General features: G+C 30.5%; 24 protein-coding genes. All 24 read right to left on the bottom strand.

The genetic code is table 11. The annotated features are described in order from the left end of the window. Positions 1-9: 9 nt before the first annotated feature. Complete coding sequence (pgsA, locus tag KQH81_RS08255; RefSeq protein ID WP_027638088.1) at positions 10-600, bottom strand: CDP-diacylglycerol--glycerol-3-phosphate 3-phosphatidyltransferase; 591 nt, start codon at positions 598-600, stop codon at positions 10-12. Continuing rightward, positions 587-1,924, bottom strand: coding sequence for a 30S ribosomal protein S12 methylthiotransferase RimO (rimO, locus tag KQH81_RS08250; RefSeq protein ID WP_027638089.1), 1,338 nt, complete (start codon positions 1,922-1,924; stop codon positions 587-589). Before rimO ends, pgsA begins: the two co-directional genes overlap by 14 nt. Positions 1,925-2,007: 83 nt before the next feature. Then, positions 2,008-4,314, bottom strand: a complete 2,307-nt coding sequence (locus tag KQH81_RS08245) for a DNA translocase FtsK (protein ID WP_027638090.1) — start codon at positions 4,312-4,314, stop codon at positions 2,008-2,010. Between the two features lie 88 nt (positions 4,315-4,402). Continuing rightward, positions 4,403-5,101 carry a ClpP family protease gene (locus KQH81_RS08240; protein ID WP_027638091.1) on the bottom strand — a complete coding sequence of 233 codons (699 nt, stop codon included), beginning with the start codon at positions 5,099-5,101 and terminating at the stop codon, positions 4,403-4,405. A 56-nt stretch (positions 5,102-5,157) separates the two neighbouring features. Then, on the bottom strand, positions 5,158-6,357 hold the full coding sequence (gene dapG, locus KQH81_RS08235; protein WP_027638092.1) for an aspartate kinase: 1,200 nt from the start codon (positions 6,355-6,357) through the stop codon (positions 5,158-5,160). Positions 6,358-6,370: 13 nt separating this feature from the next. Beyond that, a complete protein-coding gene (locus KQH81_RS08230; RefSeq protein WP_027638093.1) occupies positions 6,371-6,646 on the bottom strand; it encodes a YlmC/YmxH family sporulation protein in 276 nt (91 codons plus the stop codon). Between the two features lie 82 nt (positions 6,647-6,728). After that, positions 6,729-7,982, bottom strand: coding sequence for a M16 family metallopeptidase (locus KQH81_RS08225; protein WP_027638094.1), 1,254 nt, complete (start codon positions 7,980-7,982; stop codon positions 6,729-6,731). Between the two features lie 52 nt (positions 7,983-8,034). Beyond that, positions 8,035-10,143: a polyribonucleotide nucleotidyltransferase gene (locus KQH81_RS08220; RefSeq protein ID WP_027638095.1), complete on the bottom strand. Its 2,109-nt coding sequence runs from the start codon at positions 10,141-10,143 to the stop codon at positions 8,035-8,037. A gap of 94 nt (positions 10,144-10,237) precedes the next feature. Further along, positions 10,238-10,501 (bottom strand): 30S ribosomal protein S15, encoded by a 264-nt coding sequence (rpsO, locus tag KQH81_RS08215; protein WP_027638096.1) that lies wholly within the window; start codon positions 10,499-10,501, stop codon positions 10,238-10,240. 125 nt (positions 10,502-10,626) lie between these two features. Beyond that, entirely contained in the window at positions 10,627-11,553 is a 927-nt protein-coding gene (locus KQH81_RS08210) for a bifunctional riboflavin kinase/FAD synthetase (RefSeq protein ID WP_027638097.1), read from the bottom strand. Between the two features lie 11 nt (positions 11,554-11,564). Further along, a complete protein-coding gene (gene truB / locus KQH81_RS08205) occupies positions 11,565-12,452 on the bottom strand; it encodes a tRNA pseudouridine(55) synthase TruB (protein ID WP_230029213.1) in 888 nt (295 codons plus the stop codon). Next, a complete protein-coding gene (locus KQH81_RS08200) occupies positions 12,453-13,406 on the bottom strand; it encodes a DHH family phosphoesterase (RefSeq protein WP_035770490.1) in 954 nt (317 codons plus the stop codon). A gap of 1 nt (position 13,407) precedes the next feature. Next, positions 13,408-13,758, bottom strand: coding sequence for a 30S ribosome-binding factor RbfA (rbfA, locus tag KQH81_RS08195; RefSeq protein WP_027638100.1), 351 nt, complete (start codon positions 13,756-13,758; stop codon positions 13,408-13,410). Positions 13,759-13,773: 15 nt separating this feature from the next. Further along, on the bottom strand, positions 13,774-15,861 hold the full coding sequence (gene infB / locus KQH81_RS08190; protein WP_027638101.1) for a translation initiation factor IF-2: 2,088 nt from the start codon (positions 15,859-15,861) through the stop codon (positions 13,774-13,776). A gap of 15 nt (positions 15,862-15,876) precedes the next feature. Then, positions 15,877-16,203, bottom strand: coding sequence for a ribosomal L7Ae/L30e/S12e/Gadd45 family protein (locus KQH81_RS08185; protein ID WP_027638102.1), 327 nt, complete (start codon positions 16,201-16,203; stop codon positions 15,877-15,879). Further along, positions 16,196-16,462 (bottom strand): RNase P modulator RnpM, encoded by a 267-nt coding sequence (gene rnpM / locus KQH81_RS08180; protein WP_027638103.1) that lies wholly within the window; start codon positions 16,460-16,462, stop codon positions 16,196-16,198. Before rnpM ends, KQH81_RS08185 begins: the two co-directional genes overlap by 8 nt. A 20-nt stretch (positions 16,463-16,482) precedes the next feature. Then, complete coding sequence (gene nusA, locus KQH81_RS08175) at positions 16,483-17,529, bottom strand: transcription termination factor NusA (RefSeq protein ID WP_027638104.1); 1,047 nt, start codon at positions 17,527-17,529, stop codon at positions 16,483-16,485. Between the two features lie 24 nt (positions 17,530-17,553). Beyond that, positions 17,554-18,012, bottom strand: a complete 459-nt coding sequence (gene rimP / locus KQH81_RS08170) for a ribosome maturation factor RimP (protein WP_027638105.1) — start codon at positions 18,010-18,012, stop codon at positions 17,554-17,556. Positions 18,013-18,357: 345 nt separating this feature from the next. After that, positions 18,358-19,407 carry a flavodoxin-dependent (E)-4-hydroxy-3-methylbut-2-enyl-diphosphate synthase gene (ispG, locus tag KQH81_RS08165; RefSeq protein ID WP_027638106.1) on the bottom strand — a complete coding sequence of 350 codons (1,050 nt, stop codon included), beginning with the start codon at positions 19,405-19,407 and terminating at the stop codon, positions 18,358-18,360. A 12-nt stretch (positions 19,408-19,419) separates the two neighbouring features. Then, positions 19,420-20,433, bottom strand: a complete 1,014-nt coding sequence (gene rseP / locus KQH81_RS08160) for an RIP metalloprotease RseP (protein WP_027638107.1) — start codon at positions 20,431-20,433, stop codon at positions 19,420-19,422. A gap of 13 nt (positions 20,434-20,446) precedes the next feature. Further along, positions 20,447-21,601: a 1-deoxy-D-xylulose-5-phosphate reductoisomerase gene (gene dxr / locus KQH81_RS08155; RefSeq protein WP_027638108.1), complete on the bottom strand. Its 1,155-nt coding sequence runs from the start codon at positions 21,599-21,601 to the stop codon at positions 20,447-20,449. Positions 21,602-21,611: 10 nt separating this feature from the next. Then, positions 21,612-22,568: an AI-2E family transporter gene (locus tag KQH81_RS08150; protein WP_027638109.1), complete on the bottom strand. Its 957-nt coding sequence runs from the start codon at positions 22,566-22,568 to the stop codon at positions 21,612-21,614. Between the two features lie 205 nt (positions 22,569-22,773). After that, positions 22,774-23,568, bottom strand: a complete 795-nt coding sequence (locus KQH81_RS08145) for a phosphatidate cytidylyltransferase (RefSeq protein WP_027638110.1) — start codon at positions 23,566-23,568, stop codon at positions 22,774-22,776. 19 nt (positions 23,569-23,587) lie between these two features. Next, complete coding sequence (locus KQH81_RS08140; protein WP_027638111.1) at positions 23,588-24,340, bottom strand: isoprenyl transferase; 753 nt, start codon at positions 24,338-24,340, stop codon at positions 23,588-23,590.

Genomic DNA, 24,340 nt, shown 5'->3' with positions numbered 1-24,340 from the left:
AACTTATACTTATTTTTCAACATTTAAAACGTGTTTGTTTTTAACAAAATAGTCTACTCCAGATATTATAGTTATAATAACCGCTGCAGCTAATGCTATGTTAGGTACATAATTGAAGAAATCTCTAAAGAAAGCACTGTTATTTAAAGCATTTGTTAAAGTTATTGATGTAGATATATTTATCTTTAGAAGTAATATAACTATAGTTACTATCTGGATAACTGTCTTAAGTTTACCCCAATAGCTAGCCGCTATAACTATACCTTCAGAAGCTGCTATAGTTCTTAGTCCACTTACTGCAAACTCTCTAGCGATTATTATAATTGCAGCCCAGCTTGGTATAACCTGAAACTCTACTAAAGAGATTAAAGCCGATGTAACCAAAAGTTTATCTGCTAATGGATCCATGAATTTTCCGAAGCGAGTTATTTGATTTCTGCTTCTTGCGATATATCCATCTAGCTTATCAGTGAGAGATGCTATAATAAATATTCCTGTAGCTATAAAAGTTCCATAAGGAATACCTTTAAATGCAATAAACACTAAGAACACAGGAACTAAAAATATTCTAAGTATTGTTAATTTGTTAGCTAAATTCATGTTTAACAACTCCTATTAAATCATATTCTAAAGATTCTGTTATAGATACAGGAACTATATCTCCTTTTTGTAAGATGTCATCATTCTTTATTATATAAACTAATCCATCAATTTCAGGAGCCATGTGTTGAGTTCTCCCTATATAATATTTATCATTTTCACTTTCTATCAATGTATCTAATACACGTCCAACCTTATCTGCATTCATATATTTTGAAATTTTCTGTTGGATTTTCATAAGTTCTTTCTCTCTAACTGATTTTGTTTCTTCTTCTATTTGATCTTTCATTATGGCAGCTGGAGTTCCCTCTTCTTGTGAATAGCAAAAAACTCCCACATTATCTAATTTATATACATTTAAAAAATCCTCTAGTTCTTCAAAGTCTTCTTTTGTTTCCCCTGGGAAACCTACAATTAAAGAAGTTCTTAAAGTTATATCTGGTATTCTCTTTCTAAGATATTCTATTGTCTTTAATATAGATTCCTTAGTAGTCTTCCTTCCCATTTTCTTTAGAATGTTGTTACTTATGTGCTGAATAGGAATATCTAAATAATTGCACACCTTATTATTTGAAGCTATTTCATCTATAAGATCTTCTGTTATCTCTTCAGGGTAACAATAAAGAACTCTTATCCACTGAATACCTTCAATTAAAGATAGTTCTTTTAACAAAGATGATAGCATCTTTTTACCATATAAATCAATACCATATCTAGTGGTATCTTGTGCAACTAATATTATTTCTTTTACTCCATTTGAAGCAAGAAGTTTAGCTTCCTCTAGCACGGATTCAATCTTTCTGCTTCTATATTTACCTCTTATCTTCGGTATGATACAGTAGGTGCAAAAATTATCACATCCCTCTGCAATTCTTATGTACGCACTTTCTTTATCTGTAGTAAGAATTCTTGATCCTTCATTTATTATAAGGTTGTTTTCATTACAGTTTATTATTTTCTTACCTGTTGATATAAATTCATCTATAGACTTTAATAATACATTATAGTCATTTACTCCTAAGATTATATCTATTTCTGGCATAAGTTCTAAAAGTTCTTTCCCATATCTTTGAGTTAAACAGCCTGTAGCTACTAATATTTTGCAGTTATGCTTTTCTTTATACTCTGCCATTTCTAATATGGTATCTATTGATTCCTGTTTGGATTTTTCTATAAATCCACATGTGTTAACTATTATTATATCAGCTACATTAGGATTATTAGTTATCTCATATTTTGATGAGAGAGTTCCAAGTATTATTTCAGTATCAATTCTATTTTTATCACAGCCTAAACTTATAATTCCTACTTTATATTTAGTCAAAGTTTTTCCTCCTAAGTTAATAAAATATACACATTAATTTTATATCTCTTTTAAATATTAAACAAGTTTTTTTTATATAATTTCTAAATCTCCTCTTTCGTTTTAAGAATCTGTCTCGGCTTACTTCCATCTCTTTCTGAAATTATCCTCTTCTCTTCAAGCTCTTCCATAATCCTTGCAGCTCTATTATACCCTATTCTAAGACGTCTTTGTAAGAAAGATGCCGATGCTTGCCCTGATTCTATTACAATTCTTACAGCTTCCTCAAACAGTTCATCTGATTCCTCATTTGATCCACCTTCGTCTGTGGTTCCATTTTCTATATGATTCAATATTTCTTCTGAGTACTCTGTACAATCATTAGCCTCTCCATTGTTCTTTATAAAATTAGTTACTTTTTCTACTTCTTCTTCAGTTATAAAAGCTCCTTGAATTCTTACAGGCTTAGACTCTCCTACAGGATAGAAAAGCATGTCTCCTTTTCCTAGTAGCTTTTCAGCACCAGAAGAATCCAGTATAGTTCGTGAATCAACTTGAGAAGAAACAGCAAATGATATTCTAGATGGAATATTAGCTTTAATTACTCCAGTTATTACATCTACAGAAGGTCTTTGAGTTGCTATGACAAGATGCATTCCAGCAGCTCTTGCCATCTGAGCAAGTCTTGCTATATATTCTTCTACGTCATGAGGAGATGCCATCATAAGGTCTGCAAGCTCATCTACTATTATAACTATCAGAGGAAGTTTCTCTGGAATTTTGCCTTTGTTATATAATTCATTGTAGCCCTCTAAATTTCTAACGCTGTTATCAGCAAATAGCTTATATCTTCTATTCATTTCATTAACAGCCCAATTTAAAGCCGCTGCTGCCTTTTTAGGGTCTGTAACAACAGGAATTAGTAAGTGTGGTATTCCATTATAAACATTTAATTCTACAACCTTTGGATCTACCATAAGAATCTTAACTTCACTAGGAGAATATTTGTATAAAATACTTATTACTAATGTATTTATACATACACTTTTACCTGATCCTGTTGCGCCTGCAATAAGCAGATGGGGCATTTTGCTTAAATCTGCCACTATGCACTTACCAGCAATGTCTTTCCCCAAAGCAAAAGCTAAATTACTCTTAGACTTTTTAAATTCTTCTGATTCTATAACTTCTCTTAAGAAAACAGGTGTTAAATCTCTATTTGGTATTTCTATACCTATAGCTGACTTTCCAGGTATAGGAGCTTCTATTCTAACTCCCTTAGCAGCTAAACTCAAAGCTATATCATCAGACAAATTAACTATTTTACTTACCTTTACACCAGGACTAGGTTGAAGTTCAAATCTAGTTACAGATGGTCCTTTAGTGACTTGTAGTACTTTTGCATCTACCCCAAAACAATTTAATGTCTCTTCTAGTTTTGTTGCGCTTGTAAGGAGTTCTTTTTTATCTTCCTTATTCATCTTCGATAAAGAATTCTGATTTAAAAAATCTACGCTTGGCATAGAATAGATTATAAGACTATCATTTTTTTGAATAATTGTTGAGTTAAGTTCATCATTGATTTCATTTTTTAAAGATTCATCAATAGTTTTAGATTTTTTATCTTTAGAATCAATAATCTCTATGTTTTCTTTTGTTACGGCTGCTTCAAGACTTTCTTTATCGCCAGTATCAATTTGAGAGTTTTTCATGAAGTCAAGAATCTTTATTTTATTGTTTATTCCTTTTATGAAATCCTCTTTTTCTCTATCTGAGCCACTCTCTAGAGAAGGTGATTTTGTTTCAATCACTGGTGTATATCCTCGAGATTCTGAATTAACTTTTTCTTTTTTATTCTTTTTAACTCTATCTCTAGCCTGACTTCCAAAATCATAAATAGAAATATTAAAAATACTTATTATACTTATTAGATATACAGCTATATAAACCACTAATGATCCCATAAATCCTAAAAGCTTATATATTGGAAGTGCTAGACTTAACCCTAAAATTCCACCATGGATGATATCACCTGAATTAACTATAGCGATGATTGCATCTATATAGCTATTGTTATAATAATTATCCATAACTACAAGTTGAATTAAAAGCAAAGTATTTAATATTAAAATCCCTGTTATTAAATACTCCTTATTTAGGCCTGTCTGTTTATTTCTAATAAAAATTATACCTATAAAAGACATTAAAAAAGGAACAAGGTATGCTCCTATACCAACCATATTAAAGAGAGAATTTTTTATGATGGTAAGCAGTAGTCCCTTAGACCCGCCAAATACAGCTATAAAATTTATAATTCCTAGAGCTATTATCAATATACCCTCTATCTCTCTCTTTTTACGTACATTTGAGGATACTTTATTACTTTTACTATTTTTTTTCTTTCTACCCATTACAACTATCACCTCCATAAAATATTTCTACAATAATGAGCTAATATCCTCTATTTAATCTTTTGACTTCAAATAAAAAGTCATAGGTTTACCTATGACTTTCCTCACCATCAATTAAACTATTTAATTTACCCAAAGCATCATGAATTCCACCTACTTCATCTATGAGACCATATTCTACAGCTTCTTTTCCTATTAAAATAGTGCCCATATCATTCAAAAGAACATCTGTTTGTGCAAGCAGTTTATTTAAAGTCTCTTTATCAATTTTAGAAGTTCTAACTATAAAGTCATTTATTCTTTCTTGCATTTTATTAAAATATTCAAAGGTTTGAGGTACGCCTATTACGAGTCCTGTCATCCTCACCGGATGTACTATCATAGTTGCTGAAGGTGAAATAAAAGAATAATTCGCAGCAGTCGCAAGAGGAACACCAATTGAATGCCCTCCACCTATGACTAAAGAAACTGTAGGCTTACCTATGCTTCGTATCATTTCTGCAATGGCTAAACCCGCTTCTATATCTCCTCCAACAGTATTTAGTACTATAAGTACTCCTTTTACATCATCATTTTGCTCTATAGCTATAAGCTGTGGTATTAAATGTTCATATTTTGTGGATTTACTTTGAGGTGGTAATACCATATGCCCCTCTACTTGCCCGATTATAGGAAGAACTTGAATCCTTTCAGAATTATTAGGAACTACCTTAGTTCCTAGTTCCTTTATCTCCTCCAGCTCTTCATCTTTTTCATCATCATCTCTTAAATCTTTTTCATCATTCATAACTTCCCCTCCTCTATAAATTAGTTTGTTCATAGAAGGGTCTAGTTATACAAACTTTAGTTCACCATAAAAGTATCATGAATGATATTCAATGCTTTTTTTGCATCAGAACTATGTACAAGACACCATATGGTTGTATGAGAGTCAGACGTCTGTAATACTTCTATATTATTATTCTTTAAAACCTTAATTATTTTAGCCATTACTCCTGGTACACCTTTTATACCATTTCCTATAAGTGCTACTTTAGTACACCTATCACTGTAAGTGCAGTTTAGATTTAATGCTTCAACAATTTCTTTAAGCTTTGCTATACAAATTTCGTCGATAGTAAATATCTGTTCATTTGGAAATATATTTATTAAATCTATACTTATATTATTCTCAGCTAAAATATCTAATATATTATAATAATTATCATTATTTCTATTATCATCAGATTTAAATCTAACTTGGATTCTATTATTCATATAAGTAAGACCAGTAAACAGCTTTTTACTGCTTCCTGTTCCATAATTGTCAATTAAAGTTCCCTTGGCATCAGTCATAGTGTTCTTTATAACTAATGGTATATTGCCTTTCATAGCCATTTCTACTGCTCTTGGATGTATTACCTTAGCACCCTGATCTGCAAATTGAAACACTTCATTATATGTTATTTTATCTATAATATAAGCTTCTTCAACCAGTCTTGGGTCTGCAGTCATTATTCCATCTACATCAGTATAAATTTGTATTTCTTCTGCTTTTAAAGCAACCCCTAATAAAGATGCAGAAAAGTCACTAGCACCTCTTCCAAGAGTGGTAAAGTATCCATCTTCAGTAAGACCTTGAAATCCAGTTACAACAGGAACAACGCCTTCTTTTAAAATACTAATTATATTTTTAGTATCAACATTTAATACTTCAGCATCATTAAAATTATTATCTGTTATTATGCCTGCTTGTCCTCCTGTTAAGGGACATGATTCTATACCATTATCATATAAATCATTAGCCATAACTACGGAACTTATTATTTCTCCACAGCTTAAAAGCATATCAGCAGCTTTAAGATTGCTATTTTTAAAATCAGAATTAATTAGGGATAATAATGTATCTGTAGCATAGGAATCACCTTTACGTCCCATAGCTGAAACTACAACCACTGGTGAAAAACCTTGCTCTTTTGCACTTTTAACCTTTTGTACCACCATTGCTCTTCTTTCTTTAGTAGCAACAGAGGTTCCTCCAAACTTTTGAATTAAAATTTTCACAGGAAATTCCTCCTTAAAGCTTATTTCTTTTTATTAAACTTTCTTCAATATCTACTATTATAGTTTTAACTCCAATTTTTTTTACATATTCCCATGGCATTTCTAAAAATTCAGTATTATTAAAGAGACTTAATTTGCTTTGACTATTTGTTACAACTAACATCTTGAAAAAGCCCTCATCATCTATAACCACATCATTATTACCTAGTAAATTGTATTTTTCTCCATCATTAATATTAATGATCTCATATCTTTCTAATTGACTGTATAGCTTAATATTTTCACCCATAATATATTCCTCCATAAATTACTTTAATTTATTATTATGATAAAATATGAAGGGATATTACAGCTATATAATAAGATATATTTTATATTAGCTCATTAATTTTATTCATGTCAATACCATTACCTACAAATGCAGAATTGTAAACGCCTTTTTTAAAAGTTTTGTTTATGACAGCTTCTATGTCTTCTTTTGTGATATCATCTATCTCATTTATTATATCTTCCGGTGTTTTAACCTTATTTAAAATTAAAACTGATTTTCCATTAGAAAACATTCTACTGCTTATACTCTCAGAACCTAAGATGTAAGTTCCCTTTAATTGCTCTTTTGCAATGTCTAATTTGATATCCTGTGCTCCTCTATCAGAGAATTTCTTTAATTCCTCTAATATAGCTTCTACAGCTAGATAAATATATTTAGGTGATACTCCTGTATATATGGTTAAAGTACCTGTGTTATTAAATGATGAATTAAAAGAATAAACTGTATAGCATAATCCTAATTCTTCTCTTATTTTTTGAAAAAGATTTGAGGATACGCCTCCGCCAAATGCATTGTTTGCTAAAAGCATTGGATATAAATCAGATGCCCCTACTTCTAGTCCTTTTAATCCAAGGCTTAAGTGTATCTGCTCAATTTTTTTCTCTCTCATGAGATTATTTCTTAAAATAGAGGGAGAAGAGTAATTTGTTATCAATGATTTTTCACTGCTCCAATTGCCAAAGTATTTTTCTATAATCATTTTAGCTTCAGATATATTAATTTTTCCGCAAATAGAAAGTACGGAGTTTTCTGGCACATAATAATTTTCCATGTAATTTTTTATCATATCTCTAGTAAAGGAATTTACATTATTTATCGTCCCAAGTACTGGATATGATATTGGGTCATCCCCCCATATGGCTCTGCTGTGGAGATCATTTAATACATCTTCTGGTGAATCTTCACACATATTTATCTCTTCTATAACAACACTTTTTTCTCTTTCAATTTCTTCACAATCAAGCCTGCTGTTTAATATCATATCTGATAATACATCTAAGCTTAGGTCTAAATGATTATATAAAGTTTTAGTGTAAAAACAAGTTGTTTCCTTGCCAGTAAATGCATTCATCTGTCCGCCTACATTTTCTATTGATTCAGCAATTTCTTTTGATGTTCTTTTATATGTACCTTTAAACATCATATGTTCAATGAAGTGAGAAATCCCATTGTTTATATGGTTCTCATTTCTAGACCCATTCTCAATCCATAAGCCGACGCTTACTGAATTTACATACTCTATATCTTCTATAACTACTCTTAACCCATTATTTAGTTTAAATATATTATACATAAATTATCCTCCGTATAAAAAAATAAAAAGGCATATCTGCCCTTCTATTTTTTTAATTAGTAGTTTCTTCTGTTTCTGAATCCTTAATAGCATCTTTTCTAGAAAGATTTATTCTTCCTTGATTATCAATTTCTGTAACCTTTACAAGAATTTCATCACCTACAGAAACAATATCTTCAACTTTATTTACTCTGTTTACATCTAGTTTAGAAATGTGAACTAATCCTTCTTTATTTGGTAGTATTTCAACAAAAGCTCCGAATGTTGCAATTTTAGTAACTTTTCCTAGATAGATTTCTCCTGCCTGAACCTCTTTAGTTAAATCATCTATCATCTTAAGAGCTGCTTTTCCGCCTTCTGAATCAACAGCAGTTACAAAAACTTTTCCATCTTCTTTTATATCTATTTTAACACCAGTTTCAGCTATTATCTTATTAATTGTCTTTCCACCAGCTCCTATAACATCTCTTATCTTATCTGGGTTTATTGACATACTATAAGTCTTTGGTGCATATTTTGAAACTTCAGTTCTTGCAGCTGGTATACATTCTTTGATTTTATCTAGTATAAATAGTCTAGCTTCTCTAGCATCGTAAATAGCTTGATGTATACATTGGCTAGAAAGTCCTTTAATTTTAGTATCTACTTGAATAGAAGTTATTCCCTTCTCAGTACCTGCTACCTTAAAGTCCATATCTCCAAAGAAGTCTTCTATTCCTTGAATATCAGTTAAAATCTTCTCTTTTGATAAATCTTCTGAAGTTACAAGTCCCATAGCTATTCCTGCTGCTGGTCTCTTTATAGGAACACCTGCATCAAGTAATGCTAATGTACTTCCACATACACTTGCTTGAGATGTAGATCCATTAGAACTTAAAACTTCTGAAACTAATCTTATAGTATATGGGAATTCTTCTTCTGATGGAATAAGAGGCTCTAAAGCTCTTTCAGCAAGAGCACCATGACCTATTTCTCTTCTACCTGGTCCTCTAAGCGGTCTAACTTCTCCAACACTATATGATGGGAAATTGTAGTGATGCATGTATCTCTTTGATTCTTCTTCACTAATTCCATCAAGGATTTGAATATCTCCTAAAGATCCTAATGTAGCTACTGTAAGAACTTGAGTAAGTCCTCTAGTGAATAAACCTGTACCATGAGTTCTTGGAAGAAGTGATGTTTCACAGCTTATAGGTCTTATTTGATGAAATCCTCTTCCATCTGGACGCCTATCTTCATTAAGAATCATATTTCTTACAGTTTCTTTTTGGCTTCTATAAACTATATCAGCTATGTCAGCTGAATCATCTGGATATTTTTCATTAAACGCTTCAGAAATCTTTTCTTTAACTTTATCTATAGCTGCATTTCTTTCGTCTTTATCTGTTATATACATAGCAGCTTTTATATCTTCAAATGCAAAATCTCTGATTTCTTTTTCTAATGCTTCATCTATAGTATGTATTTCTGGTTGAATCTTTTCTTTTCCAAACTTAGCCATAGCTTCTTCTTGGAATGCAACTATCTTTTGGCATTCATCAAATCCGAATTTAATAGCATCAATCATAACATCTTCAGGTATTTCATCTGCACCTGCTTCAATCATCATTACTCTTTCTTTAGTTGCACATACAGTTAAACGTAGCGTACTTGCTTCTCTTTCCTTGGAATTTGGATTAGCAATGAATTTTCCGTCAATTAAACCTACATCTACAGTACCAACAGGAGTTGTAAAAGGTATGCTTGATAGACATAACGCCATAGAAGCCGCGTTCATAGCTAATATTTCTGGAAGATTATCGTTTTCTACTGATATTACAGTACAAACCACCTGTACATCATTTCTATATCCCTTTGGAAATAAAGGTCTTAAAGGTCTATCTATAGCTCTTGCATGTAAGATAGCTTTTTCAGAAGGCCTTCCTTCTCTCTTTATAAATCCTCCTGGAATTTTGCCAACGGAATATAATCTCTCTTCATACTCTATACTTAGAGGAAAGAAATCTACTCCTTCTCTTGGTTTTTCAGATGCATTAGCATTAACTAAAATAACTGTATCACCATAACTCATAAGAATAGCAGCATTAGACAGCATTCCTATTTTTCCATATTCAACTTTCAAATTTCTACCTGCAAACGTAGTTTCAAGTATATGGTTCATATAAAACCCTCCCTTCGATAGGTCATTAATAGTATTAACATTTTTTGCTTAATTATTAATAGTTTAAAATAATAGAGCGGTTGCCCGCTCTTAATTATCTTCTTAATCCTAGTTTTTTGATTAAGTCTCTGTATCTTTCAATGTCTTGGCCCATTAAGTAGTTAAGAAGACCTCTTCTTTGTCCGATCATAAGGAATAATCCTCTTCTTGAGTGATGGTCTTTCTTATGAGTCTTTAAATGCTCAGTTAAGTCATTGATTCTTTCAGTTAATATAGCAACTTGAACTTCTGGAGAACCAGTATCTCCTTCATGTCTTGCATATGTGTTGATTATTTCTTGTTTTCTTGCCTTATCCATTGTGTAAAACACCTCCATGTATTTATCCCCAGCTTCCAAGAGTTAAGTCGGCAGTCTTAATTCTTAGAAACAGGTTCTCAACCGTTATTATAGCAAACAAATATATTATTGTAAATTATTTTCTCTTATTTTATATATATTTTTTTGAGACTTGCTTCCTTTTCATCAAGTCTTAACTGACTTATAAGTTCATTAAGATTTGAGAACTTAGATTCATTCCTTGTTTTTTCTATAAAATAAACAGATATTTCTTCTCCATATATATCTTTGTCAAAATCTAATATATATGTCTCTATAGTTAAATTATTCCCATTTACTGTGGGATTAAACCCAATATTCGTTATACCTTTATATATTTTTTCTTTATATTTCACATTAGTATAATAAACACCCTTTTGCGGAATTACGAAATTTTTATTGTAATCTAAATTTGCTGTTGGATATCCAAGAGTACGACCAATTCCTTTTCCAGATATAATTTTTCCATTTATCATAAAAGGCTCTAATAGATATTCATTAGCTTCTATTATTTCTCCCGATGCAATAAGCTTTCTTATAAAAGTACTACTTATCACGTGATCTTTATCCTTAAAAGGAGGCATTATAGTTAAATCAAATTTGTATTTAGCACTAAGAACTTTTAAAAGTTCCACATCGCCTAAATTTTTATATCCAAATCTATAATTAAAACCTACTACAATACCTTTCACATTAAATTCATTGCATATCTTTGAAATAAACTCCTCTGGCGAAAGTTGCATAAATTTTTCATCAAAATCTTCAAGAACCAAAAAATCTATACCTTTGTCAGCTAATAAATTTATTTTTGTGTCATTATCCATAAGTAGCTTTGGTGCTTTATCTGGAGCTATAGTTGTTAATGGATGATTTGAAAAAGTATATACCATACTTTTTCCACCATTAACAGCTGCATATTCTTTCACCTTCTCTATAAGGCTCATATGACCTTGGTGGAGTCCATCAAAACTTCCTAATGCAAGATAAATGTTGTGATTATATTTTTTATCAACTTCTCCACTTAATACTATCATAGCTACAACCCCTAAAATAACAACTTTATTATTTTAAAGCCATTACTAGTTTTTTCTCCTAAACCTAATAGCTCGTCTTTCTCTGAATAAACTCTATAAAGTTTTTCATAATCAATATTATCATTAAAAATAGCTTTATCCTTTATTGAAACACCATTTAATAAAAGTTTAAAAAACTTTTCATTAACTAAAATCTTTTCATAAATCTTTTCATAAGATTTTAATGCATCTTCTAAAGAAATTAGATAGTCATTAAAGTTTTCTTTTGTAAGTGAATCAAGTTCAACGGAGTTTTCGCTATTAAAAACACCGCTTCCCTCTCTCACTAGCTCAGTCATAACAGCGCCACACTTTAAACTATCTCCTATATCTTTGCACAAGCTTCTGATATAAGTTCCTTTTGAGCATGTTACTCTAATAGTTATAAAAGGTTTAGAGTATTCTAGAAGCTCGATATTATATATTATGATCTTCCTTGCTTCTCTCTCTACCTCTATACCTTTTCTAGCTAGTTCATAAAGTCTTTTTCCATCTACTTTTAATGCTGAATACATAGGTGGAACTTGCATTATTTCTCCTATGTAGGATTGTAAAACTTTTTTAACTTCACTTAAAGGTATTTCTCCAACCTCTTTAGTGCAGATTACATTTCCTTCTAAGTCATAAGTATCTGTCTCTTCTCCCAGTTTCAAAGTAGCTTTATATACTTTTTGATTTTCCATTATATATTCAATTATCTTAGTACCTTTTCCAAGACAAATAGGTAGTACCCCAGAAGCAAGAGGATCTAGGGTACCAGTATGACCTACTTTTTTTTCACCACTTATGAAACGTACTGCTCTCACAACTTGAAAAGAAGAAATTCCTTTAGGTTTAAAAATGTTTATTATTCCATCCATTTATAATTGCTCCTCAAGTTTAACCAATACTAGTTTTTTTGCTTCTGATATGGCAGTTTTCTTGATCATACATCCTGATGCCTTAGTATGTCCACCACCGCCAAAAACTTCAGCTACTTTTCTTACATCTACATCTTTTTTTGATCTTAAACTTACTTTAGTTCCTTCAGGTCCTTCTTTTAATAAAACAGCAACTTCAACGGTATCTATTTGAGTACCAAAAGATATTATATCAGATGTATCTCCATCTTCTAATCCTAAACTAGCAAGCATTTCTGTGGTCAATTCCATAAAACAAATTTTATTATGGTGATACATACTTAAAGTTTCAAAAACTTTTCCGTAAAGTTTTAATTTTTCTACAGGTTTGTTATCAAAAATTTCTCTATGAATAGATGAAAAATCGATACCTGTATCTATAAGTTCTCCAGCTATCTTATGTGTTCTATTTGAAGTTCCAGAATGTCTAAAAGAACCAGTATCAGTTACTAATGATGTGTATATACATGATGCTATATCTTTATCAATTTCAATATTCATCTTCTTTATAAATTCATAGACTATTTCAGCAGTTGCTGCTGCAGATGTGTCTACATAATTAATATCTCCATACATATCGTTAGATAAATGATGGTCTATATTGATAACTCTATAGTTTCTATTATCGAAATCAAATTCCCCTGATAATCTTTCAATATTACCGCAGTCCAATGCTATTAAACAATCAGTGTTATCTAAAACTTTGATGCATTCTCCATTGATTATATCCGCAGCATTTAAGTATGAAAAATTATATGGTATGACATCTTTAGAGATAATATATGCTTTTTTATTTAATTTATTTAATGCTTTATAGAGGGCTATAGTACTTCCTAAAGCATCTCCATCAGGAGAAGTATGATAGGTTATCCCTATCATACTACTTTCTTTAATTAAATTAATTAAATTCTCCATACTACTTTTCATCCTTTATCTTCTCAATAAGAGAATCTATATACATTCCATGCTCTATAGCATTATCTTCTTCAATTATTAATTCTGGAGTATATCTTAAATTCACTCTATGAGCCAATTCTTTTCTCATGAATCCACGAGAAGATTTAAGTATTTCTAATGAATTGTTTTTAGATTCTTCATCTCCAAAAATACTTACATACACTTTAGCATATCTTAAATCCCTAGTTACATTAACATCTGTTATACTAATCATTGAGGTCATACGTGGATCCTTAATAGAATTTCTTATGATGTCACTAAGTTCTTTTTTAAGTTCCTCATTGATTCTTCCACTTCTATATTTGGCCACTAAAAATCCCTCCTTTTATAGTTCTTTTCTTTTTACCTCTTCCATAGCAAATGCTTCTACTATGTCGCCTTCTTTTATGTCATTGAATTTTTCTATACTCAATCCACATTCATATCCTGAATTTACTTCTTTTACATCATCTTTAAATCTCTTTAATGATGCAAGCTTTGATTCAAATATAACTATTCCATCTCTTATTATTCTTACGTCACTATTTCTAACAAGTTTTCCGTTTAATACATAACATCCTGCTATAGTTCCTACATTAGAAATCTTATAAGTAGTTCTTATTTCAGCACTTCCTAATACTACTTCTTTGTAGTCTGGCTCAAGCATTCCTATCATAGCTGATTTTATATCTTCTATAGCATCATATATTATTCTATAAGTCTTAATATCAACCTTTTCTCTTTCAGCAGCAGTTACTGCATTATTATCAGGTCTTACATTAAATCCTATTATTATAGCATTAGATGCTGTTGCAAGAGTTATATCTGTTTCAGTTATAGCACCCACTGCTTGGTGGATTACTCTTACCTTTACATCATCAGTAGATAATTTTTCTAAGGATTGCTTTAATGCTTCTACAGAGCCTTGAACATCTGCTTTTACTATTAACGCTAATTCTTTAACTTTTCCTTCTTGAATTTGGCTATATAGATCTTCTAGAGAAACTCTATGAGAGTTCATCAATGATTCGGCTTTTTCTTTTTGTTTTCTGGATTCAGCCATATTTCTAGCAGTCTTTTCATCTTTTACAACATTGAATTTGTCGCCAGCTGCTGGAACTTCTGATAATCCTAAAATCTCTACTGGTATTGATGGGCCTGCTTTCTTTATTTTCTTTCCTTTATCATCAAACATGGCTCTTATTCTACCATATGTAGATCCTACAAGTAGAGAATCTCCAGTTCTTAAAGTTCCATTTTGAACTAATAAAGTAGCAACTGCTCCTCTTCCTTTATCAAGCTTAGCTTCTATTACTGTACCCTTAGCTTTTCTTTCAGGGTCAGCTTTTAATTCTTCCATTTCAGAAGTTATTATTACCATTTCTAAAAGAGAATCTAATCCTTCACCACTCTTAGCTGATACAGGAACACATATAGTATCTCCACCCCAGTCTTCAGATATTAAACCAAATTCTGAAAGTTCTTGCTTAACTTTATCTATGTTTGCTCCTGGTTTATCAATTTTATTTATAGCAACTATCATTGGCACTTCTGCTGCCTTACAGTGGCTTATAGCTTCTTTTGTTTGAGGCATTATTCCGTCATCTGCTGCAACAACTAGTATTACTATGTCTGTAATTTGTGCTCCTCTTGCTCTCATTGATGTAAAAGCTTCATGTCCAGGAGTATCTAAGAATGTTATCTTTTCACCATTTATAGTTACAGTATAAGCTCCTATATGCTGTGTTATTCCACCGGCTTCAGTTGATGTAACTTTTGCCTTTCTAATAGCATCAAGAAGAGATGTCTTACCATGGTCAACGTGTCCCATAACTGTTACTATAGGAGGTCTCTTAACTAGCTCTTCACCATCTTCAAAGATTTCTTCTTCTTTCTCTATGTGAATAGCATTTTCTTCTTTCTTTACAGCTTCTCCGCCAAAACTCTTAACAACTTTCTCAGCTGTTTCAAAGTTTATTTCTTGGTTTACTGCTGCCATAACTCCATTAAGAATTAAAGCTTTTATAACTTCTACATTAGATTTCTCCAATTTTTCAGAAAGCTCTTTTACAGTTATAAATTCTTCAAGTTCTACAATTAATTCTTCATCTTTGTTATCATTTGAAGATTTATCGTTTCCCTTTTCATTTCTGTTCTTTTTATTGTTTTTAAATTTATTCTTGTTCTTTACTACTGGTTTATTAACTTCTTCAGAAACTATTTCTTCATATTCATCTACTATACTTTTAGCAGATTCCTTTTTCTCACCATTTTCATCTAAAAGGAGTTCTTTTATTAATTCAGCATCTTCTTCTTCTATAACGCTCATATGGTTTTTAACCTCTATGCTAAATTCATCCATTAAAAGTTTAATAAGATCCTTACTTGTTATTTCCAGTTCCTTTGCTAATTCATATACTCTTATTTTTGACAAATTATTCACCCCCGGTTAATTTGTATATTCACTTTCGCATTTTTCTTCTTTCCATAGGTTTAAAAGTTTATCAGCCATCTTTTTATCTTTTACAATTATAACACTGATTTCTTCTCGACCTAATGCCATTCCTAATGAATATTTATCTATGTTTTCAATGAAAGGGATTTGCTTTTCTTCACAATACTTACTAAATTTTTTTCTCGTATTTTGAGAAATTTCTTTTGAAAGAATTAATAAAGACGGTTTGCTTTTCTTTATATATTCTTCGCATTTATTGTATCCCTCTACTAAATTGCCTGATTTTTTTGTAAGTCCTAAAAATCCAAAGAATTTATTCATTTATTATCTCATTCCTTAGAGCCTCAAATATTTCTTCACTTATAGGAGTTTCAAGACTTCTACTTAATTTTTTTGTTTTAAAAGCTTTTTCTAAGCACTCTACATTTTTACATATATAAGCGCCTCTTCCTGGTTTCTTTCCAGTAAGATCTACTGTTACTTCACCTTCAGGACTTTTTACAATTCTTATCAATTCTTTTTTAGGCTTCATTTCCATGCAACCATTGCACATTCTTTGAGGTATCTTCCTCATCTTCATAAGACTCACCTCTCACCTAATTATTCTTCTACAACTTGAGATTTACTTTTTATGTCTATTTTCCATCCAGTAAGCTTAGCTGCCAGTCTTACGTTTTGACCTTCTTTTCCTATAGCTAGGGAAAGCTGACTGTCATCTACAACTACTTTAGCACATTTGCTTTCTTCGTCTATCTCTACATCTAAAACTTTTGCAGGGCTTAAAGAGTTAGCAATGTATTCTTCTGGAAGTTTAGACCATTTTATAATGTCTATTTTCTCATTCTTTAATTCATTTACTATGTTTTGTACTCTTACACCCTTAGGTCCAACACATGATCCCATAGGATCTACAGACTCGTCATTAGAACTTACTGCAATTTTAGTTCTAGAACCCGCTTCTCTTGCTATACTTTTGATTTCAACTATTCCATCAAATATTTCTGGAACTTCTAGCTCAAATAATCTCTTTACAAGTCCTGGATGTGTTCTTGATACTATAACTTGAGCACCTTTAGTGGTATTTTTAACCTCAACTATATATAGCTTTAGCTTATCATTAAAATTATAGCTTTCTCCTGGCATTTGCTCATTAGGTCCTAAGATTGCTTCAACTTTTCCTAAATCAACAAAGATATTATTTTTATCTTTTCTAGCAACTATTCCTGTAATTATATCATATTCTTTTTCTACAAATTCATTATATATGATATTTCTTTCAGCTTCTTTAATTCTTTGAACAACTACTTGTTTTGCAAGTTGTGCTGCAACTCTTCCGAAGCTTCTAGGAGTAACTTCAACTTCTAATACATCTCCTACTTCATATCTTGGGCTCATCTCTTTAGCTTTTTCTATGCTGATTTCTGTAGTGTCATCATAAACTTCATCTACAACATCCTTTTGAGCAAAAACGTGTATTTCTCCCGTCTCTCTACTCATAGATATTCTTACATTTTGAGCTAAGCTGTTAGCATAATTTTTCTTATATGCTGCTACAAGCGCATCTTCTATTGTTGTAAAGATTAAATCTTCACTAACACCTTTTTCTTTTACTATTTCTTTTAATGCGCCTATAAATTCTTCATTCATTTTAGAACCTCCTTTATCTCCCCTCTAAAATTCTTCCACATTTATGGACTTTACTTTTTCTCTATCAATTTTAATTGAATCTTCTTCTGATGAAATAGTTACACTAAGATTATCAAAAGATTCTAGAACTCCTTTTATAGCCTTTTTACCATTTAAAGATTTAATAAGCTTAACTAAAACTGTCTTGCCTATATTATCTTCTAAGTGTTTATCTGTATGTAAAAATCTATTAATTCCTGGTGAGGATATCTCTAAATAATAAAAATCTTTTATTGGATCTACTTCATCTAGTTTATCACTTATAACAGTACTTACTTTCGCACAATCATCTAAAGATATGCCTACTTCATTATCTATATAAATTCTAAGATAATTTTCACCATCTTCTTTTGTATACTCTACATGATATAATTCATATCCTAAATTTTCTATTATATCCTTAGCTATGTCTCTAACTTCACTAATCAATGCATCCTTTTTCATATTATCCCCTCCTTTGTAAGTCCGTATTTACTTTACTTATAAATATGTTATACATATTTTAATTTAAATATTATACATTTCATTGTGGTAATCAAAAACGCAACTTATAGTTGCGTTTACAAACAGAAAGAGCGGGCTTTGACCCACTCCTTTCATACAGCTTAAATTCAAATGTAAAAGTTTATATATTTATATTATCATAATAATAATTCAATTACAAGAGAATTTGTATAATTAGACAATATATTACCATGTTACATTAAAACGGTGAACGTAAAATATTATTAATAAAATTTATTTTTATAGATTTTATGTTTATTTAACAAAAAAATATGTAGGAAATCCCTACATATTTTCAATTTCTTTTAATAGCTCTTGAACAAGATTTTCTTCTTTAACCTTTTTTACAATTATACCTTTTTTAAATATAAGACCTTCTCCATTACCACCAGCAATTCCTATATCTGCTTCTTTTGCTTCTCCAGGTCCATTTACAACGCATCCCATTACAGCAACTTTTATGTTTTTATTTACATCTGCAAGCTTATCTTCTACTTCTTTTGCTATTTTAATCAAATTAATTTGAGTTCTACCACATGTAGGGCATGAAATAAACTCTATACCTTCTTTTAAGTTACCAGTTGCCTTTAATATTTCTTTTCCTACCTTAACTTCATCTGTAGGGTCTCCAGTAAGAGAAACTCTTATAGTATCACCTATTCCTTCGCTAAGTAAAGTTCCAATGCCTATGCTTGATTTTATAGTTCCTCTCCAAATTGTGCCTGCCTCTGTAACCCCTAAGTGAAGAGGGTAATTACACTTTGAAGATACTAATCTATAGCTCTCTATCATCTTATTTACATTTGATGATTTTATAGAAATTACTATATCATTAAAATCACATTCATTAAGGATTTCCACATGTCTTAATGCACTTTCACAAAGAGCTTCAGAAGTTGGACTTCCATACTTATTTAAAATGTCTTTTTCTAAAGAACCACTGTTTACTCCAATTCTTATTGGAATCCCTCTGTCTTTAGCGTAATTTGCGACTATTTTAACTCTTTCTTTACTTCCTATATTACCTGGATTTATCCTCAGTGCTGATACTCCATTTTTCATACTTTCTAAAGCAAGATTATAATCGAAATGAATATCTGCAACTAATGGAATTGATATTCCTTTCACTATATCTTTTATAGCTTCTGCTGCACGTAAATCTGGAACCGCACATCGTATTATATCACAACCTGCTTTTTCTAAATCTTTAATTTGGTTTATAGTAGCAGCCACATCTCTTGTATCTGTATTGGTCATAGACTGCACTGATATAGGTGCATCTCCTCCCAAAAATATGTTTCCTACTTTTATTTTTCTTGTTTCTTTTCTTTTCATATATATCAACCTCTAAATTTTTATTGGGAACAAAATATCTTTTATAGTAACTAATATCATAAGCAATATTAATATAGAAAATCCTATATAGTTTAATGTTCCTACTATCTTGTCGTTAACTTTCCTTCTTGAAATTAATTCAATTAATAATATTACTGTCCATCCTCCATCTAAAGCTGGGAAAGGCAATAAATTTAAAACAGCTAGCTGTAAGCTTAAATAAGCTACAAAATTTAAAAAGTTCCACATACCCGCTTTTGCTACAGCACCTGATATCCTAACAATGGATACTGGTCCACCCAGGTCTTGAATAGACCCCTTTCCTGTTACCAGTGATTTTATAGCTGAATAAGTTTGAATTACTAAAGCTTTTATTTCTTTACAACTTTGTTTTATACTTTCAAGAAAAGTTGGATCAGTAACTGTCTTTGGTTGCACTCCAACTAAATATCTCTGTTCTTCTTCATTAAAATATGGCTTTACATCAAATGTTTTTTCTTCGCCATTTCTATCTATAATGATAGATAAGTCCTCGCCATTTGATAAATACACTTGTGTAGTTAAGTCTTCCCATGTAGAAATCTTTTTACCATTTATATTTACTATTTTATCTCCTACATTAATACCAATTTCTTCTGCAGGAGAATTGGGTATTAATCCATTTACAATATTAGTTACATAACCCTTATTCATTGTTATCACTGCAAATACTATTAATGCAAATAGGAAATTCATAAGTGGACCTGCTATTATTATGCTTATCCTTTTAAGAGGAGATTTATTACAGAAAGCTCTTTTATCGCCTTCAACAGACTCATCTTCACCAAGCATCTTTACATAGCCACCTATAGGAAATGCTTTTAATGTATATTCTGTTTCCTTTCCTTTAAAACCAAAAATCTTTGGTCCCATTCCTAATGAAAATTCTTCTACATAAACACCATTCACCTTTGCCATAATAAAATGTCCAAATTCATGGACAATTACAAGCACTCCTAAAGCCAATAAAGCAATTATTATATACAAATTAGATACCTCCTTAATAGAACTTTTCTTCTATGTACTTACGAGTTTTTAAATCCATTTCCAAAATATTTTCTAGTGTTACTTTCTTTTCAGTATAAAGTCTATCCATAGTTTCTTCTATAATATCAGCAATTTGTAAAAAAGTTATTTTTTCTTTCAAGAACAAATCTACACATACTTCATTAGCACCATTTAATATAGTTGGCATAAGCCCTCCTATATTGCCTGCTTCATATGCAAGCTTTAAGGCCTTAAAAGTTTTCGTGTCAGGCTCTTCGAAAGTCAAATTTTTTATTTTGAAAAAGTCTAAAGAATCAACTATCTGAGCTTTTCTCTCAGGATAATTAAGAGCATATTGTATTGGAAGACGCATATCTGCTGTACCAAGCTGAGCTATTATACTTCCATCATTATATTCAACCATAGAATGAATTATACTTTCTGGATGAACAATAACCTTTATATCACTATAATTAACATCAAATAACCATTTAGCTTCTATTACTTCTAGCCCTTTATTCATCAAAGTTGCAGAATCTATAGATATCTTTCTCCCCATAGACCAGTTTGGATGCTTCAAAGCTTCTTTTGGAGTTATAGATGTAAGTTCATCTGTTTTTTTACCTCTAAAAGGTCCGCCTGATGCAGTCAAAAGTATATTTTTTATGGATTTATATTTTGAACCTTGAAGGCTTTGAAATATAGCACTATGTTCTGAATCCACCGGAAGTATTTTAACTCCATTCTTCTTAGCGGCCTCCATAACAATTTCTCCACCAACTACTAAGGTTTCTTTATTTGCCAGAGCTATGGTCTTCTTTGCTTCAATAGCTTTTAATGTAGGTTCTAAACCAACCATACCAACGATAGATGTAATAACAATATCAACTTCGTCTAATGATGCTATAAAATTAAGACCATCCATTCCGTATATAACCTTGCCATTATAGCCTATATTTTTTGCTTCTGCTGAAAACAATTCATATGAAGGTTTATCTGTTATAACTACATATGGAGGGTTAAATTCTTTAACTATACTAATGACCTCTTTTATATTTTTATTGGCAGATATAGCTACAAGCTTAAAATCATCACTTTCTTTTCTTATTACGTCTATGGTTTGAGTTCCTATGGATCCCGTAACCCCTAATATTGCAATCTTTGTCATAGTGACCTCCTCATTCATTTATCAAAATTTCTTTTGTAATTATCACATATAAAGGCCCAGTTATAATTCCTACTAAGCCAAAAACTTTTATACCTATATAAACAGCTACCAATACAGCCAACGGATGTATCGCTAATTTATTGCTTATAAATTTAGTTTCTAATATCTGTCTTACTATCTCTACAAAAACGTATAAAGCCAATAATCCTATAACTACAAAATATCTTTTTATTAATATATTATACAGCAATAAAGGAATAAATACTATTATCGTTCCAACATAAGGTAATATGTCTAATGCACCACAAATTATACCCAAAGTAAAAGCTCTAGGTATTCCTAATATATAAAAACCAAGGGTTGTCATTATTGTAGAAATTAAAACAAGTCGGATCTCTATATGAAGAACTTTTTTAAACTGCTCTATTTTATTTTTAAATTTTGTGTAAATATCACCTCCTAGGACCTGTTTTACAAAATTCAATATATCATATTTATCACTTATTATAAAGTAAGTGGCCATATTGGCTATAAAATAAGCCACCACTCCATCTGTAGTATATAGAGCCCCTTTCTTTAAGTAAGATGTATCTATTACAGATCGACTTAAAGTGTCTAAATTAAAAAACTGAAATGTCTCACTATAATAATTAATCAAGTCAATTACTAAACGTCTAACATACTCATAATTTTTTGTTATAAAACTATAAAGATATTCATAAATATGATTGCCCACCGAAAATATCATAAGTCCTAACAGTATATTAGCTACCACAAGAGAAATAAAAGCTCCTGCTTTTCTATTTTTTATTATTTTGCATATAAAGTTCGTAATAGGAGAACATATTATGACTAAGAATAATATAAGTAAAAAAGGAGTAAAATATTTTTTTATTACTACGGATATTAAAACAAATATAGCAAGTATGAAAATACACTCTAAAATTTTTTTATATAATTTGTTCAATAGATAAACACCTCAAATTAACCTTATTTAATTAATATATATTCTTTAAATTTATAAATTATCTCTGGTTTACATTTTAACTTTACTTTACGTAATATTTATTCTGTAATATAATTACTTATAATTTTATTAATTACAATATTTACATTAAATTTGAGAAAAAAATAGACTATCATATTAACTATGATAGTCTATAATAAACTTATTACATTCCTAATATTAATCTTAGATAGAAAAACACTACTACTGATGAAAATAATATGCTATCAAATCTGTCTAAAATTCCACCGTGGCCAGGTATAAGATTGCTATAATCTTTAACACCTGCATATCTCTTAATAGACGATGCTACAAGATCTCCAAATTGACAGAACACTCCACATATAAGTCCAATGATTATATAGTGAATTAAAGAAATATTTACTCCATAAGAAGCTATAGCAAAGCCAAATATCCCACAAGATATAGCACTTCCTAATAGTCCTCCTATAGAACCTTCTACAGTTTTCTTTGGACTCACTTCAGGACATAACTTTGTTTTTCCAAACATTCTTCCGGTATAATAAGCTGTTGTATCGCATAACCATGAAGATATAAATACAAGCCATACTAAGTATTTACCATACTCCATAGAATTTATAAGAGGTATGAAGCTGAAAAATACCCCTACATATACAAAACCTAATATAGTAACACTTACATCTGAAAAATTATAGTTTAAATTTATAATTGGAATTATCAATGATATAAATGCTAAAATTCCAAGTATATATACAAGATAATCTACATTATTATTTAACAAGAAATATATTATTATAGCTATGTATCCTAAAACAGCCATTGGCTTAAAACCTTTTTTGCTGATTACATTATAGAATTCATACATTCCAAACAAAGACAAAACAAGTGTTACACCTTTTAAATATATTCCTCCTAAAAATAAGAATATAATAAATGGAGAAAGTATTAGTGCCCCTAAATATCTTTTATTAAAACTCATTTAATACACACCTTCCTTATTATTTAAGGCCTCCAAAACGCCTAGATCTTTTTTGATAATCAATAATAGCTTTTCTCAAGTTTTCAGGTTTAAAATCCGGCCAACATATATCAGAATACCAAAACTCTGAATATGCACATTGCCACAATAAGAAATTGCTAATCCTAAGTTCTCCACTAGGTCTGATTATTAAATCTGGATCAGGCATAGATGCAGTATAAAGATATCTTTCAAAAATCTCCTCAGTTATAGTGCTGTCTTTAAGTTTATTAAGCTTTAAATCTTCTACTAGGGAATTTATAGCATGGATTATTTCATCTCTTCCACCATAATTTAGAGCTAAGTTTAAAACAACACCTTTATTATTCTTAGTCTTTTCATGAGCTAATATCAACTCATTTTTACATATTTCAGGAAGTCCATCTATATTTCCTATATAATTTATAACCACATCATTTTTATTTAATTCTTCAAACTCACTTTTTAAATACTCCACTAACAATTTCATAAGTGCATTTACTTCATCAACTGGCCTTTTCCAATTCTCTGTAGAAAATGCATATAAAGTTAAGTATTTCACTTTTAGTCTAGAGCATTCCTTAACTATATTTCTTATAGTTTCTACTCCAGCTTTATGTCCAAGAGTTCTAGGAAGTCCCTTCTTTTTAGCCCATCTTCCATTACCATCCATTATTATAGCTATATGTTCTGGTATATTGTCAATGTCTATATTTTCAACTACATCTACTGTTTTCTCTTTGAAGAACTTCAC

The sequence above is a fragment of the Clostridium cadaveris genome, from assembly GCF_020911725.1.
In the GTDB taxonomy this organism is placed as follows: domain Bacteria; phylum Bacillota; class Clostridia; order Clostridiales; family Clostridiaceae; genus Clostridium_X; species Clostridium_X cadaveris.
The sequence above is the reverse complement of the archived record's forward strand: the minus strand, read 5'-3'. Positions and strand labels throughout refer to the sequence as shown.